We start from the raw sequence: 18906 nt of genomic DNA, 5'->3' as shown, positions 1-18906 counted from the left end.
ATAACAATAATAAAGAATAACAAATGTTAAAATATCAAGATGTAGCGAAAAAAATTCAGCAAGCGATTTATCAGCAAAATTTGCCTAAAGGTACCCAATTGCCTAATATTGAAGGTTTAATTCAGCAATATCAAGTAAGCCGAACCACTATTATTAAAGCTCTAAATCGCCTTGAAAGACATGGCGTAATTTATCAAATTCAAGGTAGTGGTATTTTTGTTCGGCAACCCAAAAAACAAGGTTATCTAAATTTTTTAGAAAGTCATGGGTTTAGTGTCGATCTCAATGATTTACCTGGCTCATCGCAAGTATTTAATGTTGATGTTATGCAACCTAATACCAAAGTTAAAGAAAACCTCCAGTGTGAAGATGATGAATATGTTTATTATATAAAGCGATTACGCCTGGTTGAAGATAGAGTATATGGTTTTGAACAATCTTATTATCGAAAAAAAATTGTTTCTTATCTAAATAGAGAAATTGCTGAAAACTCAATCTTTAGTTATGTAAAAGATATTTGTAAGGTCAATATCGGTTTTTCAGACAAATATTTTAAAGCCATAAAATTGGATCAAAATATCGCCCCTTATTTAGGTTTAAATGCTGGCGATCCAGCTTTATGTGTTGAAGAGATCTTTTATACTTCTTCTGGTGAACCTTTCGATTTTTCACAAATTATCTATCATTACGATAATGCGAAATTCTTCGTTCAAAGTCATTCAAAATAGTCAGCAAGATTTCATTTAGTTAATAAATTATTAACCAAATGAAATCTAATCAATCTAAAGTAATTTATATAAACTTACAGCAAATTAGTTTTGCTCAACCTTTTTAAGAGTTTCGAATGAGCCTGATAAGGTTAAGGTGATTTCATATTCAGGTGGTGTATAAATATCAACATCACTATAGTTCATTGAAACCATTTTAAACATCATTTGATTACTGCTAAAGTTATTTTTTTCATAAATTGTTTCAGGATATCTTGATTGAAGTTCAAGTGAAATAGGTGCACCAACGACATATTGTTTAGCCATTAAGCGTTCAACTTTAGTGGTTAATTGGTTTAATAAAAGAGTTTCATGCTCTTTTACTGCGGTTTGAATGGTTTCTGGTGATACGCTATAAGAGATGTCATTATTGACTTGCATTTTTAACTCTTGTGCTTTGGCAATAATCTTACCGATAAGATCGAGTTTATTTATTTTTATTTTTAAAGTGTTATTAACAAAATAACGTTGCTCATTAATTTTACCTGTATCAATTTGTCCGACAGACGAACTCTTAATTGAAACATTAGTTAAACCGATATTTTTTAAATCATTCTCGATATTAGTATATTTTTGGTATAGATCTTCTTTTGCTTTACTTTCACTATTAGCGACTGAAGCAATTTGGAATAGATAATAGTTAGTTAATTTATCTTCTTCAAGCTGAGAAATATCATTTATATTATATTTATCAAGGGTTTTATTCAGATTGATAAAATTGTCATTATCATCAATAGTTAATACAACATTAAGAGAAGCTTGATAATGGCTATTTTCTTGATTGTTTTCTTTCGTAATTGTTTTGACTATGTTTTTGTAGTCTATAGTGACTAAATTATCATCGGTGATATTAAGTGTGCTTAGGTAATTTTTTAATTCCTTCATTGTCTCAACGTTAAGATCTGAAGCTTCAGTAGGTGTTGCTCCTTCTGTTTCTAAAGTAATAGAAAATTCAACTGTATCAGGTTTTAATTTAATGCTATCAATAATACTTGAATTAATTTGCCCCACTGGAATGAGATCTTTGCCATATTTTAATTGTTGCAGTTCTAAATAAGAATTACTGACGTTTAACTCGTTATAGTTTGCCTGAGATGGAAATATGGTGCTTATATTGAGTAACAGAATTAATATAAATGTTTTTTTCATTTTATTTCCTTAATTTAATTCAGTCTAGAGAAATGGGCTTAAGTAAATTCAATGTAGAAAGATAAGAAAATAGTAATTAATTTAATTGAAAAGTTGTCAAATAATTGTAAAAGTTTGCAAATATAAAAAAGCGTCTTACGACGCTTAGTTATTTAATGCCATATTCAGAACGATAAGCTTCGACTTGGACTACTTGGTCTTTACGTGATGGATCACGATAAAGATATTGGATCAAATCATCTAAAGTGATAATCGAAATTACGTCACAATTATAAGTTTGTTTGATTTCTTGAATAGCGGATAATTCACCTCGACCTTTTTCCTGACGATCAAGACAGATTAATACGCCAGCAAGTTTAGATTGATTATCTTCTAAAATTCGCATTGATTCACGAATTGCAGTACCAGCGGTAATTACATCATCAACTAACATGACGCGTTGTTGATAAATAGAACTACCAACTAAATTACCACCTTCACCATGATCTTTAGCTTCTTTTCGGTTAAAGCAATAAGGTACATCAACATTGTGGTGCTCGGATAAAGCCACAACTGTAGATGAGACAATTGGGATACCTTTATAGGCAGGACCAAAGATGACATCATATTTTAAATTTGCATCCATTAATGCAGCGGCATAAAAACGACCTAATAACGCCAAATCTTTTCCGGTATTAAATAGTCCTGCATTAAAAAAATAGGGACTTTTCCGCCCTGATTTTAGGGTAAACTCACCAAATTTTAATGCTTGCCTATCTAAAGCAAATTCTATAAATTCACTCTTATATGATTTCATCGATCCTCTCCAATTAATCTTTTAAAGCTTGTTTTTGTGCTTCTATAATGGTTGTAATGCCATTTTTTGCCAGTTCTAATAAAGTTAATAATTCTTCATGACTAAATGGTTCACCTTCAGCAGTACCTTGAACTTCAATGATGCGACCATCATCAGTCATTACCACATTCATATCGGTTTCGGCATTAGAATCTTCAATATATTCTAAGTCGCATACCGCTTCACCATTAACAATGCCTACCGATACGGCAGCCACTAAAGATTTAATTGGGTTTTGTTTGATTTTACCACTTGTTAACATCATGTTTATAGCGTCAACTAATGCTACACTAGCGCCTGTTATTGATGCAGTTCTAGTGCCTCCATCAGCTTGGATAACATCACAATCTAATGTAATGGTATATTCCCCTAATAATTTTAGGTCAATCATTGCGCGTAATGAACGGGCAATAAGGCGTTGGATTTCCATCGTACGGCCAGTTTGTTTTCCTTTTGCTGCTTCACGTTGAGTTCTTGAATTGGTTGCTCGCGGCAACATACCATATTCAGCGGTTACCCAACCTTGATTTTGACCTTTTAAAAAGCGAGGTACAGATTCTTCAATTGTTGCATTACAAAGTACTTTTGTTTCACCAAACTCGACTAATACAGAACCTTCTGCATGCTTAGTGTAATGACGGGTTATTTTGATTGGGCGGACTTGTTCCGCGGATCGACCAGACGGGCGCATGCAATTCTCCAGCAGTTTTATTTTAAAATTTATCTTTGAACTTATTAAATCATTTAGGAGGACATCAACAAGAAAGCGTTGATGTTTAGCCTAAGCTAAGAGCACATTATACAGAATTTGTGATACAATGCCCAGCAAGTTTTTTATAAATTTAGGACCTATTATGATTTCTAGTATGACCGCATATGCGCGAAAAGAGTTAAACCAATCATGGGGTAGTGCTTCTTGGGAGTTACGTTCGGTCAATCAACGCTACTTAGAAACCTATATTCGTTTACCCGAACAGTTTCGTTCTCTTGAGCCGATTATTCGTGAACGTCTTCGTGCTCGATTAACGCGCGGAAAAGTCGAATGTAATTTACGTTTCGAATTAGATCCAGCCGCACAGCATCAAGAACTATCATTAAACATTGAACTGGCTAAGCAAATATTAACAGCTGGTGACTGGATAAAACGCGAATATCAAACAGGACAAATAAATCCGCTTGATGTTTTACGTTGGCCAGGTGTCATGTCAAGCAAAGAACAAAATTTGGATACTATTTCGCAAGAGATTTTGGTTTTACTTGAAACCGCAATTGATGAATTTATCACAGTTCGGGAGCGTGAAGGTAAAGCGCTTTGTGAATTAATTACTCAGCGTTTACAAGCGATAACCGTGGAAGTTGATAAAATTCGTACTTGGATGCCGCAGATTTTAGAATGGCAAAAAGAACGACTAAAAAGTAAGCTTGAAGAAGCTAATATTGATCTGGATAATTCACGTTTAGAACAAGAAATTGTTATGGTTGCCCAAAAAATTGATGTCGCTGAAGAACTAGATCGGTTAATGACGCATGTTAACGAAACATATTCGATCTTAAAGAAAAATGAGGCAGTAGGTCGTCGACTCGATTTTATGATGCAAGAGTTCAACCGTGAATCAAATACTATTGCTTCAAAATCGATTAATGCTGATGTAACCGCTAGCGCGATTGAACTCAAAGTGTTGATTGAGCAAATTCGTGAGCAAGTGCAAAATATCGAATAATTTACTTGTTGATGAATCAGTATCTCGGTATTTTTGCTGTTATTTTGGCATCGCTATTATGGGGCACAACTGGCACAGCAGCCACTTTTGCCCCTACTTTATCTCCTTTATTTATTGGTTCTTTCGCAATGGGCATTGGAGGGATATTGCAATGTGGATTAGCTATTTATAATATCAAGCAAAACCACTCATTATTAACAACTCATAGCCGTTTTTTAGTTGTAGGTACCTTAGCAGTGGCTATCTATCCTTTGGCATTTTATTCATCGATGCGCTTATCTGGCGTTACTATCGGTACGGTTGTTTCGATAGGATCAGCGCCAATCTTATCAGCTATAATTGAATATATTAGTCGTGATTTTCAAGTGACTAAACAGTGGGTTATTGGTGCTTTACTGGGTATTATTGGCATGACTATGTTAGCATTTTCTGAAAATACTACGACCACAATTGAATATAATCATGTTGGTTTGGGAATTTTATTAGGACTTATTGCTGGTTTTACTTATGCTCTTTACTCATGGTCAGCAAGACAATTAATGTTAAAAGGTATAGATAGCAAAGCGGCCATGGGTGCTACATTTGGTTGTGGTGGTTTATTACTGATTCCAGTGATGTTAATAACGGGAACGACATTTTTTGCAGCATGGAATAATATTGCAGTTGGCTGTTATATGGCATTGATTCCAATGTTTTTGGGATATCTATGCTATGGATATGGATTATCGAAAATATCTGCCAGTTTAGCAACTACTATTAGCCTATTGGAACCGGTTATTGCTGCAATTCTCGCTATGTTAATTGTTGGCGAATCGCTATCATTAATAGCTTGGATTGGTATGTTATTTATCTTTATCTGTTTGATTATAGTTACATTATCAAGCGTAATTAATAATTAAAAACGATATTATTAATTGAATTTAATTGAACGATTGAATTATTGAACTAAAGACAATAATTTCACTAATCTGATCATTGATTTGCTGATAACTAAGAATAGATTAATTTTCTAATTTGACTGTCTTTATTCCTATTTTAAGCCTCTAAGATCTATTTTTTCTTCTACTTGAAAATCAATTAAATGTTGCTAATATAATGATATTATTTTTGTTGTAAATATTTAAAAATATTAAAGGATGAAAAGGAATAACTAATATGAAAAAAATGCTTACAAGTGGTTTATTAATTTTATTTTTTGCATGTTCGGTTAATGCAGCTAAATATGATAATGTACCATATGATGAAGTGCTAAAAATTGCCACCGAGCAAAAAGATCCAGTTGCACTAAATGAGTTAGGCTATAGATACCTCAATGGGGTAGATGGTGTTGAAAAAGACTATGTTAAAGCGAGAGAATGGTTTGATAAAGCTATTGCACTAGGCAATGGAAGAGCCGAATCCAATGTAGGTACTATGTATGATAAGGGTAATGGCGTTGAACAAGACTATGCTAAAGCGAAAGAGTGGTATGAAAAAGGTGTTGCAAAAAATGATATGTATGCGCAATTAAATTTAGGTGGCATGTATAAAGAAGGACGAGGTGTTGAAAAAGATCCATTAAAAGCAAAAGAACTACTTGAAAAATCAGCAGAACAAGGTTTGTCTTATGCTCAATCTTTTTTAGGTGATATGTATTTTTTTGGTCAAGGTATTGAAAAAGATGCAAATAAAGCTCGATACTGGTATGAAAAAGCAGCTGAACAAGGTATACCTGAAGCTCAGTTTAATTTAGCTGTCATGTATGAAAATGGTATGGCTGGCCTAAAAAAAGATCACAATAAAGCGATGGATTTATTTGAAAAAGCTTGTGAAGGCGGTGTGGAGCATCCAATTTGTCAATAATTTTTAATTAATTAAAATTTAGTTTTAGCGAGAATTAACTAAACTACAGTTAAATTCAAATGAAAAAGGCGGACGAAGTCCGCCTTTTTCATTTTTTAGAGTTATAAAATCAATCTTCATCAACTAATTGCTTAATATAAACCTGCTTAAGCTAATCGATGTCTTCTTTTTACCGATTTAAAATACCAATATAATGCGGCATAAGCGATACCTGTTGATAAAAGGTCTGCAGTTGGTGATGCTGCCCAAACGCCATCTAAATCGAAGAATAATGGTAGAATATAAAGTGTTGGTAGTAAAATTAAAAGTTGTCTTGAAAGGCTTAACAAAATAGAAATCTTTGCCATCCCGATACATTGGAAAAAACTAGTTGTTACCATCTGAAAGCCGACGAATGCAAATGAAAACGTAGTATAACGTAGTGCAATAGCCGATATCGCCACTAAATCGACATCAGAACTAAACGCTCTAACTAGCACCTCAGGAATAAAGCAACCAAATATGAAGCCAACACTGGTGATAACTGTGGCAATTTTAACTGCATAGATAAACGTTTCTTTCACCCGGACATAATTTTTAGAGCCGTAATTATAACCAATAATCGGTTGCATACCTTGATTTACACCAATGACAATCATGATAATCAGTGTAATCAATCGGTTAGCATTAGAATAACCGGCGATCGCATCATCACTAGAAACATGTGAAATGGGGGCATAACGGGTTAACTGCCAGTTTATAAAAACAACCACCACTGAGGCGGCAACTTGCATAGCAAATGGTGACATGCCAATGGATAAAATTGCTTTAATGTAACTAAAATTAAGCCTAAAGTTACGATGATATAGTTTTATATTACTGTTTTTGCTAATAAAATGTTGCATCACAAATAAAAAGCTTATGAACATTGAGAGTGTGGTGGCAAAAGCAGCTCCTCTCATTCCCCAACCTAAAACTATAATAAAAATTGGCGCTAAAATAATGTTGGCGATCACACTAATAAACATGGTTACCATTGCTTTAAATGGGTAACCGCTTGCGCGCATCATATTGTTATAATTGAATGTTAATGTGATAAAAATACTACCCGGTAAAAATACTTCTAAAAACTCACGAGCATAAATATGGTTGGTTGGGCTTGAACCAATAAAGTGCAAAACAGGATCGATAAAATAGAGTAGTAAGGCTAAAGTGATACCACTAAGTACCGCAGTTAACATAAAAGATGTTCCCGCTACTTTTTCTGCTTTATCTATTTCACCTCGGCCTAAAAATATAGATATTCGGCTGGCAGAACCAATACCTACCAGCATGCCAATACCCGCAGCAAGATTCATAACTGGTAAAATAATACCAGCGCCACTTAGTGCTTCACGACCAATCCAATGGCCGATAAAAATTCCATCAATAATGTTATACAGCGTATTCACTGTTGTGCCGATAATAGATGGAAGCGCATATTGCCAAAACAATAAGCTGATTTTTTTATGTTTAAAATCATCATAAATATCGTGTGAGTTTGTCATTTTGATTCACATTGATAACAGGTTAAAAGTTATAAAGAAGTTTTAGAACAAGGATACGTAAAAGTATAAAATTGACTACAACAATATTGCTTAGTTTAGCAGAGTTATAAATTGATGATAGCACTTTTTTAGTGCTTTGTTAAAATATACCCCATTAAATTGTCGATCCAAATAGGAATCTCCATGAGCGTACAAATTGAGAATATAGTTCTACATAAATTAATTAGAAAAAGTGATACTGAAATTGAACTACAACTTCGTGATTCACTTCTCGGTAATGAACAAGCTGTTGCTAACTTGATTGAAGATATTAATAGAATTTACAACAATAAAAGTAAAGCATATGGTTTATTTAGTAGTGAAAGTCTTTTTGAACAATCACTTAAAGAGTTACGTTTAGGTAATCAAGATTTTCTTAATTTTAGTCAAGAATCAACCAAACAGCTGCGTAATGAATTAGCCAAATATCCATTTGCAGAAGGTGGCACAGTTGTTTTTTGCCACTATCGATACCTTGCAGTTGAATATCTAATTATTGCTGTATTAAATAGTTGCTTAAGCATGTTAGTTAATGAGGAGCTTAATATCTCTGAAACGCAATATCTAGATATCGATCATGCTGATATTATTGCCCGTATTGATATTACTGAATGGGAAACCGCACCAGAATCAAAACGTTATTTAACTTTCTTAAAAGGCCGAGTAGGGCGGAAAGTATCTGATTTTTTCATGGACTACTTAGGTGCCAGTGAAGGATTAGACGCAAAAGCGCAAAATAAAACCCTTGTTAAAGCGGTAGATGATTACTGTCAAGAGATGCAATTTGACAAACAAGATAAAACTAGTGCTCGTGAAAATGTTTATAACTATTGTCAAGCTCAATTACAAGCAGGGGAAGAGATCGAGCTGAAAAATCTTGCTAATGAATTACCAACAAGTGACGAAAATAACTTTATGGCATTTGTAAAAAATAGCGAATATGATTTAGAAGATACATTTCCAGTTGATCGTAGTGCCTTACGTCAATTGAAAAAATTCTCAGGCAGTGGTGGTGGACTAACCATAAGTTTTAACTCTGACCTATTAGGTGAACGTATAAAATGGGACCCACAAACTGATTCACTCGTTATTAAGGGCGTTCCACCTAATTTACGTGATCAACTTCAACGAAATAGTGGCTCAAACGAATAATTAGGGGAAAAATATGAAATACATTGGTGCGCATGTGAGTGCAGCTGGCGGTGTGGATAATGCGCCAATAAATGCTTATCAAATTGGCGCTACAGCTTTCGCTCTATTTACTAAAAATCAGCGACAATGGCATGCAAAACCGCTTGAAACTGCAGTGATTGATAATTTCAAAAAACGTTGTGAACGATATGGATTCACCAGTAAACAAATTCTACCACATGATAGTTATCTAATTAATTTAGGTAGCCCAGATAGTGAACAATTGGCAAAATCTCGTACTGCTTTTTTAGATGAGATGCAACGTTGTGAACAATTAGGTTTAACGTTACTCAATTTTCATCCAGGTAGTCATTTACAAAAAATTTCAGTTGATGAATGTTTATCCCGCATTTCTGAGTCAATCAATATTACCTTAGATAAAACTAAAGATGTCGTTGCGGTTATCGAAAACACTGCTGGACAAGGTTCTAACTTAGGTTATAAATTTGAACATCTTGCGCAAATTATCGATAAAGTAGAAGACAAACGCCGTGTTGGCGTTTGTATTGATACTTGTCACGCTTTTGCTGCCGGTTATGATTTGCGCAGTGAAAAAGCCTGCAAAGAAACTTTTGATGAATTTGAAAAAATTGTTGGTTTTAAATATTTACGTGGTATGCATTTAAACGACGCCAAAAGTGAACTCGCCAGCCATGTTGACCGTCATGACAGCTTAGGTAAAGGTACCATTGGTGAAATCGCATTTAAATTTATTATGCAAGACTCAAGGATTGATGAAATACCACTTATTCTTGAAACGATTAACCCAGATATTTGGGCACAAGAAATAGCATGGTTAAAAGAGCAAGAAAACAGATAACTAACTAGTTTATATATTACAACCTAGTTTTAGCTTTATACAGTCATGTTGGTTTGAACTAATATTATTAAATATGCTGATAGACTTTTTTGCTAGCGATAACTAAATTGATATCGGTATTAATAGTATATTAAATAATCTTCAAACAAAAAGAATGTTTTGCTAAAACTAGGTGCTTAGAACAAACATTTGTAATGAAAACCATGGAAGTTAAACCAATGAAAATAGTTTTCCATTTATCTATATAATAAATTACTCACTATTATCAAGCTAGCTATAAATTCAGCGAAATTAATTATGATACTTATCTGATTACAGCCGTAGCTTTATTTTTTACTTCCTAATTATTAAAACTCATTCGATAATCAAATCTTTCTTCAATTTTTAGCTTACAAATCATAATTGGTCATGAAAATATGATGGATTTTCTACATTACTAATAATGAATTATTGTAAATTATATATTGGTCAATTAATTATAAATAATATAAAATAAATCATGGTGATAAATTTTTTATTGGTTCGTATAGAACACTAATTAGCATAAATTAAAGATAATATTGTTTGATGCGATATCACTATCACATAGGTAATTTTTTACCAACTAAAAGGATTGTGATAAAGATATGGCTAATCTGATAATAGGTGGTTGATTATTCTATTTATTAGGTTATTAGAGAAGCGAATTTGATAATCATTATATTTGTAAAATGACAAAATTTTGCCAGAGGTCATAGGGCAAGGAGAAAGGCTGAAAAATAGTTTAACAAAATAACCAAGACTTTTGACTAAATACAGCTAGCTTATTGATGATGAAGGAATGAATTATATTGATAATATTTATAATGATTTAAATGGCAAAATTGAATCAAGATTATTAACGAGTAACTATTACAACAAACTATGCAAACTATACGCTTGCAAAGGTATGCCAATGGTTTGATCTTTAAATAGAGAATAACGAAATATGAAAAAAACAGAAGAATTATCAATAAACTCAAGTGTATCTAAACAGTTAATCACTACTATCTTTAAACCATTAAGTGAACTGGATAAATCTTTGCCTGCACGGATCATACAATATATCTTGGATGGTGATGAACTTACTGTGTTAGTTGATTTTGATAAATTATGTCAAATACCTAATAATGCAATTAAGTTTTATAAATTATTACAAAATCCATCTGAGTTATATTGTGCTCGTCATTATTATTCTAGTATAAATTACGGAATTCATTTGTCGTTAAAAGCTCGTATTAATATTTATAAATCTTGGACTGACGCTTATACTCCTGAACAGATAATTCGATTTGCCCGAGTGTTAGCCACTCTATTTGATCATTTACATTTTATTAAACATATAAATCAGCAAATCCCATCATGGTTTATCTATTTATTATATGATGGACTGATTACTACGTTACCCTCGTATAGTGAAAATCAAGACAAAATTGAGGAACGTGAGAATTGGTCAATTCAACAATTAGACCAATTTCTTGAAATTGAACAAACGGGATTAGGTGAAAAGTTGCTGTTGGTGATTTTTGACCGTCAAAATATTGCTGTTGATCAGTGTCATTTCTTTCAATATTTTACTCGATTGAATGGATTATTGAGTTATATTCAAGATAGGATTGAATTATTTAAGCAACTTCCCTCACTCGGTTTAGCACTTTTGGGACAGGTCGAACAACTTAAATACATCAAAAGATATCCAGAACTTCAGTTGCAACTGGTTGATTTTATTGCCATGCAGGCGTTAAATACATCTAAACAGGTGAGCCAATTAGCGACAGAAATACTATTTAACTTACCACATGAGTTGATTCAACCTCAATTACAACACTTTTTAACTTCAGGTTCGGCTAAGCAACGTGCTAATGCAACAATTTTGCTCTCTCAAATTATTGCCGAACCGACAATTTTACAACAAGCTTTAGCTAACGAAACTAATAAAACAGTTATTGCAGCTCTTGAAAATGCGTTATCGAGATTGGCTGCCACTGAAGCCAAGCAACAAGCTGATTTGGTTATTCCTGATTTTGAACCACTTATTGATACACCATTACCACCAATTGCACGTGATGTTTTACAGCAAAATTTTGACGAGTTCCTTATCGAATGTAAAAAATGGATGCAATATGAGCTAGAGGAAAAACAAAAAAACAAAGGATCATCTACAGATCATCAAAACCGTTATATAAAGTTAAAAACAGTAACATCAAAGTCTCTGGATAATATCTTTGATTATTTGAATGGTAAAATCGATCGTGCAGCATTATTCAAAGAACTTAATAAGAAAATTGATTTTGGATTTTTACTTACTAAAAATCGACTAGCAAATTTACCTGAATTTTCTTTATTTCATTTATTCAGAATAAGACGATTAATTGAGCAGTCAGATAGTATTACTTTTTTGAAAAGGATATATGATAACTATGACATGGTTAAAAACTTCGATCTGAGACAAATAGCAGATGTCATGATCAAACTCAATTGCTATCCATATGTTGAACATGCAATAGCTTTGCCGTTTTTAGCCAGTGATTTTTATCATGATGTTTATGAAAATGAACCCTATAAATTATGGGCCTTTTTTGCTGAAAATGACTTTTTAATTGATCAAGCATTGGGGTTTGCTCCTCAGCAAAACGTACAGTTTGCTTATAATCGTCTTGATAAAGTTAGTGCCATAAAGATATTACAGCTTTTTCCAACGATTCCAGCTAAATATGTTGCTTATCTAATTGAATTAGCTTTAGGTGAAAATAAGCCAGTACGTTTTGCGGCGCAACATGTCTTAAAACGGATCCCCAATATACATAATCAAGTTGAACAAGCTTTATTGTCCACTAAACAAGAGGTACGTATTGCTGCCTCAGAATGGTTGACGGAACTAGGGGACAAATATTCAATTACAGTCTTAAATGCGGCTTTGAAAAAAGAGAAGCGCGAGATTGTACAGGCAGCAATACTAATTGGATTAGAGAAAATAGGTGAAGACATTAGTCAGCACTTAACCCCGAAAAAGTTACTGGCTGACGCCCAAAAAGGTTTAAAAGGTAAAAAAATATCTAATTTTGATTGGTTTGATTTTAACCTAATACCAACGTTAACTTGGCAAAATGGTGATAAAGTCGATCGACAAATTATTGAGTGGTGGATTTGTTTAGCGGTCAAATTAAAGGATCCGGCTAATCCGTTGCTAACGATTTATAATCGATTATTAAGCACACAAAGTCAACGACAGTTGGGTGAATTGATTTTACAAAGTTTCATCAATCAAGATACTCGAAAACCAACACTAAAAGAGGCGGAAGCCAAAGCTAGTTCAGAAACCGATGCACAATTACAAGATTATATTGAATGTTATCAGCGTTATCCGGATCTTTATCCCCATTATAACCATATCACTTATGAGCAAATATTTGATAAAATTAAACAAAATGAATTATCAACCTATCTTGGCTCAGCCATTAAAGAAAAAGGAATATTAGCGCTAATCAGCGGTATTGAAGGCCGAGTTGCTGTATCACTCTTAAACAGTTTTATGAAAAATCATTATCAACGCCGTGCACAAATTGAAGCGATGCTTGAACCTCTGGCAAACAGTGATGATCCAATGATCATTCAATTATTATTATCATTAGCACGCCGCTATCGTACGGCATCCATTCAAGAAAAGGCTAGACAATTAGTCGATAGTATTGCCGAGCGTAGTGGCTGGACTACTGAAGAACTGACCGATCGCACCATATCAACCGCTGGGTTAGATGATAATGGTCTGTTAATTCTTGATTATGGTGAGCGTAGTTTTATTGCCAGTTTGGATGAGCAATTTAAATGGCAATTAAGGAATGCAGAAGGAGATAAGCTTAAAGCATTACCTGAGGCACATAAAAACGAAAATCCTGAACTAGTTAAAGAGGCAAAAAAACAATTCAGTAATAGTAAAAAAGAGCTTAGCCAATTGCTCACTATGCAAATTAGTCGTTTTTACGAAGCTATGTGTGCTCAGCGTCAATGGCAAGTGGAAGATTGGCAAAAATATCTGCAACCACACCCAATTGTGGGACGATTGATTCAACGTTTAGTATGGTTGGAATTAGACAATAATGGTCAGATTGTCAATAGTTTTAGACCAACTGAGGATGGCAGTTTAATAACGAATCAAGATGACGAAATTTTTCTTGATCAAAATCACATTATTACCGTTGCTCATTCAGCGTTACTCGTCCGTGACGATATAGAGCAATGGCGAGCACATTTTAAAGATTACAAAGTAAACCCTTTGTTTGAACAGTTTAGTGTTCCATTACCAGATAACAGTAAATTTAAATCTGGTGTTATTGATGATCGTTTAGGTTGGTTAACCAATAGCTTTACCCTACGAGGTATTTTAACGAAATTGGGCTATGAGCGAGATAATGCTGAAGATGGCTGCTATTTTTATGGTTATTATAAATACTTTGGCAGTTTAAATCTTTATATCAATATTGAATTTAGTGGCAATATGCTACCTGAGGAAAATATTCCAGCAGTACTTTATAACCTCTACTTTAGTAATAAAAAGGGGGACAAAGATAGCGCAATTGTATTGGATAAATTACCAAAAGTGTTATTAGCCGAGGGTTATGCTAACTATATAGCAGTTGCAAACGCTTGTAATGGTTTTGATCCTAATTGGCAAGATAAATTAGTATGGTAAAAATGACTAAGCTCTGGTGGAACTAAATTATTCTTGATTATTTTATGGGTTATATGATTGTCAATATTAATGTATACACTGATTGCAGTTAAAATAGTAATACTTAATTATCTTATTCGATGTTAAACATTTTAAGTTTTATATAGATAACAAAAATGGATCGATTATAAATAGTATGTAATGCATTATAAGAAAGCAAAAAAATAAACTTATTAAGCATCAAAAATTGATGGGTATTGATTTAGATGGTTTTGTGTTTATTTAAATGGCAAAATTGAATCAAGATAATTAACGAATAACTATTACAACAAACTATGCAAACTATGCGTTTGCAACGGTATGCCAACGATTTGATCTTTAAATAGAGAATAACGGAATATGCAAAAAACAGAACAATTGTCAATAAGCTCAAATGTATCTAAACAGTTAATTACCACTATCGTTAACCCATTAAGTGAACTGGACAAATCTTTACCAGAACGGGTCACACAATATATCTTGCATGGTGATGAAATTGATGTGTTGGCTGATTTTGAGGAACTATGTCAAAAGTCAGCTAATGTAGATAAAATTCATGCATTATTGCGAGCACCAGCTGCCTTTTATAGTTCATATAATTATCAAAAGATTCATCCGTTGCAAAAAGCACGCATTAATTTTTATAAGCTTTGGACGGATGCCTATACACCAGAACAAATCATTCGATTTGCCCGATTTTCTGCTATTTTATTTGATCATTTAAGTCATATTAAACGCATAAGCGAACAAATTCCTTCTTGGCTTATGTATTTGTTATATGATGGACTAATTACTACTTTACCCTCTTATAGCGAAAACAAAGATAAGATTGAGGGACGTGAAAATTGGTCAATCCAACAATTACATCAATTTCTTGAAATTGAACAAGCAGGATTAGGAGAAAAATTACTGTTCGCAATTTTTGACCGTCAAAATATTTTTGAAAGTTATTTGCATCATTTTCAATATTTTACTCGGTTAAATGGGTTATTGACTTATATTCAAGAACGCATTGAATTATTCAAGCAACTCCCTTCACTCGGTTTAGCGCCTTTAGGACAGATAGAACAACTTAATTACATTTACCGATATCCAGAATTTCAGTTGCAACTGGTTGATTTTATTGTCATTCAGGCGTTAAATGCTTGTAAACAGGTGAGTAAATTAGCCACAGAAATACTACTTAACTTACCAGTGGAGCTGGTTCAACCTCAATTACAACACTTTTTAACTTCAAGCTCTGCTAAGGAGCGTGCTAATGCAACCATATTACTCTCCCGAATCATTTCTGAACCGACAATTTTACAGCAAGCTTTAGCTAATGAGACTAATAAAACAGTTATTGCTACCCTTGAAAGTGCCTTATCGAGGATAGAAACGGCCAATGCAGCCAAACAGCAAGCTGAGTTAGTTATTCCTAGTTTTGAACCACTTGTTGACACGCCATTGCCCATAACTGCTCGAGATGTTATACATCAAAATTTTGACGAGTTCCTTACTGAACGTAAAACATTGATGGAAGATGAGTTAGAGAAAAACCAAAAATATAAAAGACGACAAACCTATTATCAAGACCGTTATAAACCGTTACAAACGGTGACATCAAAGTCTCTGGATAATATCTTTGAATATTTGAATGGTAAAATCGAAAGCTCAGTATTATTGCAAGAATTTGATAAGAATGTTGATTTTGACTTTTTAGTTACTAAAAATCGACTTGTAAATTTACCTGAATTTACTTTGTTTCACTTACTGCGAATCAATGAATTACTTAAAGGCCCCGGTGGGTATTATTGTTTTGAATATATATACAGTCGTTATGATATTGTCAAAAACTTCGATCTAAGACAGATAGCGGATGTCATAGTAAAACTCAATTTCTATCCAGAGGTTGAATATGCAATTGCTTTACAGTTTTTAACCAGTGATTATTATCATGATATTTATGAAAATGAACCCTATAAATTATGGGCTTTTTTTGCTGAAAATGATTTTTTAATTGATCAGGCATTAGGTTTCGCTCCTCCAAAAGTCCTTAATCGTTTAGATAAAGTTAGTGTCATAAAAATATTACAACTCTTTCCAACGATTCCAACGAAATATGTCGCTTATCTGTTTGAGTTAGCTTTAGGTGAAAGTAAGCCGGTACGTTATGCTGCGCAACATGTCTTAAAGCGGATCCCCAATATACATAATCAAGTTGAACAAGCTTTATCCTCTTCAAAATTCGAGGCGCGTATTGCCGCAGCTAATTGGTTGGCCGAGTTAGGACAAAAAAGCTCGATTAAAGCACTAAATGTTGCACTAAAAAAAGAGAAACGCGAAACAGTCCAGGCCGCAATATTGGTCGCGCTGGAAAAAATTGGTGAAGATATTAGTCAGCACTTAACCCCGAAAAAGTTATTGGATGATGCCCAAAAAGGTTTAAAAAGTAAAAAAACGGCTGATTTTGAATGGTTTGATTTTAACTTAATACCAACGTTAACTTGGCAAAATGGTGATAAAGTTGATTCACAGATTATTGAGTGGTGGATCTGTTTAGCGGTCAAATTAAAAGATCCGGCTAATCCGCTGTTAACTATTTATAATCAATTATTAAGCATCCAAAGTCAGCGACAATTAGGCGAATTTATTTTACAAAGTTTCATTAAACAAGATACGCTAAATCCATCACTGGAAGAAGCAGAAGGCAAAGCCGGTTTAGAAACTAATATGCGATTGCGGCAATATATTGCATATTATAAACGTTATCCGGATCTTTATCCTCACTATAAAAATATTACTTATGAGCAGGTTTTTGAAGAAATCAAAAAAGAAACATTAGCAATCTATCTTGGCACAGCCATTAAAGCAAAAGGAATGTTAGCTTTAACTTGTGATATTGAAGGCCAGGTTGCAGTGTCACTCTTAAGTAGTTTTATGAAGAATCATTACCAACGTCGAGCTCAAATTGAAGCAATGCTTGATCCACTGGCAAACAGTGATGATCCGATGATCATTCAACTATTATTATCATTAGCGCGTCGCTATCGTACGGCATCCATTCAAGAAAAAGCCAGACACTTGGTAGAAAGCATTGCCGAGCGCTTAGGCTGGACTACTGATGAACTGGCCGATCGCACCATATCGACCGCAGGGTTAGATGATAATGGTTTGTTAATTCTTGATTACGGTGAGCGTAGTTTTATTGCTAGCTTGGATGATAAATTTAAGTGGCAATTAAAAAATGCTGATGGAGAAAAGATCAAAGCATTGCCTGAAGCACGTAAAAGCGAAAACTTTGAACTAGTCAAAGAAGCAAAAAAACAGTTCAGCAACAGTAAAAAAGAACTAAATCAATTACTCACTATGCAAATAAGCCGTTTTTACGAAGCCATGTGTGCCGAGCGTCAATGGCGAGTGGAAGATTGGCAAAAATATCTGCAACCACACCCAATTGTGGGACGATTGATTCAACGTTTAGTGTGGTTGGAATTAGACAATAATGGTCAGATTGTCAATAGTTTTAGACCAACTGAGGATGGCAGTTTAATAACGAATCAAGATGAAGAAATCTTACTTGATCAAAATCACTTTATTACCGTTGCCCATTCAGCGTTACTATCAAGTGATGATACAGCAAAATGGCAAGCGCATCTTAAAGATTACAAAGTAAATCGATTGTTTGAGCAGTTTGGTGCTCTATTATCCGATATGAGCAAATTTAAAGATGGTATTATTGATGATCGTTTAGGCTGGTTAACGGATAGTTTTACCTTACGTGATGTTTTAAAGAAATTGGGTTACGAGCGTGATAATTCTGAAGATGGAGGATATTTTTATAGTTACTATAAATACTTTAACAGTCTCAATATCTATATCAATATTGAATTCAGTGGCAGCATGCTACCTGAGGAAAATATTCCAGCAGTACTCTATAACCTTTATTTCAGTAATAAAAAAGGTTTCAAAGATAACGCAATCGCGCTTGATAAACTACCCAAAGTGTTATTAGCCGAAGGTTATGCTAATTATATGGCAGTTGCAAATGCTAGTAGTGGTTTTGATCCTAATTGGAAAGATAAATTAATATGGTAAAAAGAGACTAGAACCTGTGAGACAGAGCATTCTTGATTGCTTTTGCGGTTATGTGGTTATCGAGATAAAGATATGGATGGATTGTCGTTAAATGCAGTAATACATATATATCATTATAGTTATTCACGGTGCATTATTTTGCAACGTAATTTGTATTAATTTGCATCATTTAATGTTTATTGATATGGCAAAGTTGAATCGGAACAATTAGCG

12 protein-coding genes are annotated in these 18906 nt (G+C 33.7%); 8 read left to right on the top strand and 4 right to left on the bottom strand.

Annotated elements, in window-relative coordinates:
* Positions 1 to 23: 23 nt before the first annotated feature.
* Complete coding sequence (locus B6C99_RS03545; protein WP_086358565.1) at positions 24 to 728, top strand: GntR family transcriptional regulator; 705 nt, start codon at positions 24 to 26, stop codon at positions 726 to 728.
* Between the two features lie 84 nt (positions 729 to 812).
* On the opposite strand, the gene B6C99_RS03540 is transcribed toward B6C99_RS03545, so the two are convergent.
* The 3 genes from B6C99_RS03540 to rph form a co-directional block, all read right to left on the bottom strand.
* Positions 813 to 1916 (bottom strand): SIMPL domain-containing protein, encoded by a 1104-nt coding sequence (locus B6C99_RS03540; protein ID WP_086358564.1) that lies wholly within the window; start codon positions 1914 to 1916, stop codon positions 813 to 815.
* A gap of 148 nt (positions 1917 to 2064) precedes the next feature.
* On the bottom strand, positions 2065 to 2712 hold the full coding sequence (gene pyrE / locus B6C99_RS03535) for an orotate phosphoribosyltransferase (protein WP_086358563.1): 648 nt from the start codon (positions 2710 to 2712) through the stop codon (positions 2065 to 2067).
* A gap of 13 nt (positions 2713 to 2725) precedes the next feature.
* On the bottom strand, positions 2726 to 3442 hold the full coding sequence (gene rph, locus B6C99_RS03530) for a ribonuclease PH (RefSeq protein WP_086358562.1): 717 nt from the start codon (positions 3440 to 3442) through the stop codon (positions 2726 to 2728).
* A gap of 163 nt (positions 3443 to 3605) precedes the next feature.
* On the opposite strand from rph, the gene B6C99_RS03525 reads away from it, so the two are divergent.
* The 3 genes from B6C99_RS03525 (at position 3606) to B6C99_RS03515 (ending at position 6314) form a co-directional block, all read left to right on the top strand.
* The gene (locus tag B6C99_RS03525; RefSeq protein ID WP_086358561.1) at positions 3606 to 4472 is read left to right on the top strand and encodes a YicC/YloC family endoribonuclease; all 867 of its coding nucleotides are present in this window, start codon (positions 3606 to 3608) and stop codon (positions 4470 to 4472) included.
* Between the two features lie 11 nt (positions 4473 to 4483).
* Positions 4484 to 5371, top strand: coding sequence for a DMT family transporter (locus B6C99_RS03520; RefSeq protein WP_086358560.1), 888 nt, complete (start codon positions 4484 to 4486; stop codon positions 5369 to 5371).
* A gap of 256 nt (positions 5372 to 5627) precedes the next feature.
* Positions 5628 to 6314, top strand: a complete 687-nt coding sequence (locus B6C99_RS03515; RefSeq protein WP_086358559.1) for a tetratricopeptide repeat protein — start codon at positions 5628 to 5630, stop codon at positions 6312 to 6314.
* A 146-nt stretch (positions 6315 to 6460) separates the two neighbouring features.
* Here the strand turns inward: B6C99_RS03515 and B6C99_RS03510 are convergent, their stop codons facing one another.
* Positions 6461 to 7840, bottom strand: a complete 1380-nt coding sequence (locus tag B6C99_RS03510; RefSeq protein ID WP_086358558.1) for an MATE family efflux transporter — start codon at positions 7838 to 7840, stop codon at positions 6461 to 6463.
* A 183-nt stretch (positions 7841 to 8023) separates the two neighbouring features.
* Here B6C99_RS03510 and yejK point away from each other — a divergent pair, with 183 nt between their 5' ends.
* The 4 genes from yejK (at position 8024) to B6C99_RS03490 (ending at position 18693) form a co-directional block, all read left to right on the top strand.
* Entirely contained in the window at positions 8024 to 9031 is a 1008-nt protein-coding gene (yejK, locus tag B6C99_RS03505) for a nucleoid-associated protein YejK (RefSeq protein WP_086358557.1), read from the top strand.
* A gap of 13 nt (positions 9032 to 9044) precedes the next feature.
* A complete protein-coding gene (gene nfo, locus B6C99_RS03500) occupies positions 9045 to 9890 on the top strand; it encodes a deoxyribonuclease IV (protein WP_086358556.1) in 846 nt (281 codons plus the stop codon).
* A gap of 967 nt (positions 9891 to 10857) precedes the next feature.
* A complete protein-coding gene (locus tag B6C99_RS03495) occupies positions 10858 to 14598 on the top strand; it encodes a DUF4132 domain-containing protein (RefSeq protein ID WP_086358555.1) in 3741 nt (1246 codons plus the stop codon).
* 378 nt (positions 14599 to 14976) lie between these two features.
* On the top strand, positions 14977 to 18693 hold the full coding sequence (locus B6C99_RS03490) for a DUF4132 domain-containing protein (protein WP_086358554.1): 3717 nt from the start codon (positions 14977 to 14979) through the stop codon (positions 18691 to 18693).
* Positions 18694 to 18906: the final 213 nt, after the last annotated feature.

The sequence above is a fragment of the Gilliamella sp. N-G2 genome, from assembly GCF_002142215.1.
GTDB lineage: Bacteria > Pseudomonadota > Gammaproteobacteria > Enterobacterales > Orbaceae > Gilliamella.
This window is presented reverse-complemented; position numbering and strand designations above follow the sequence as displayed.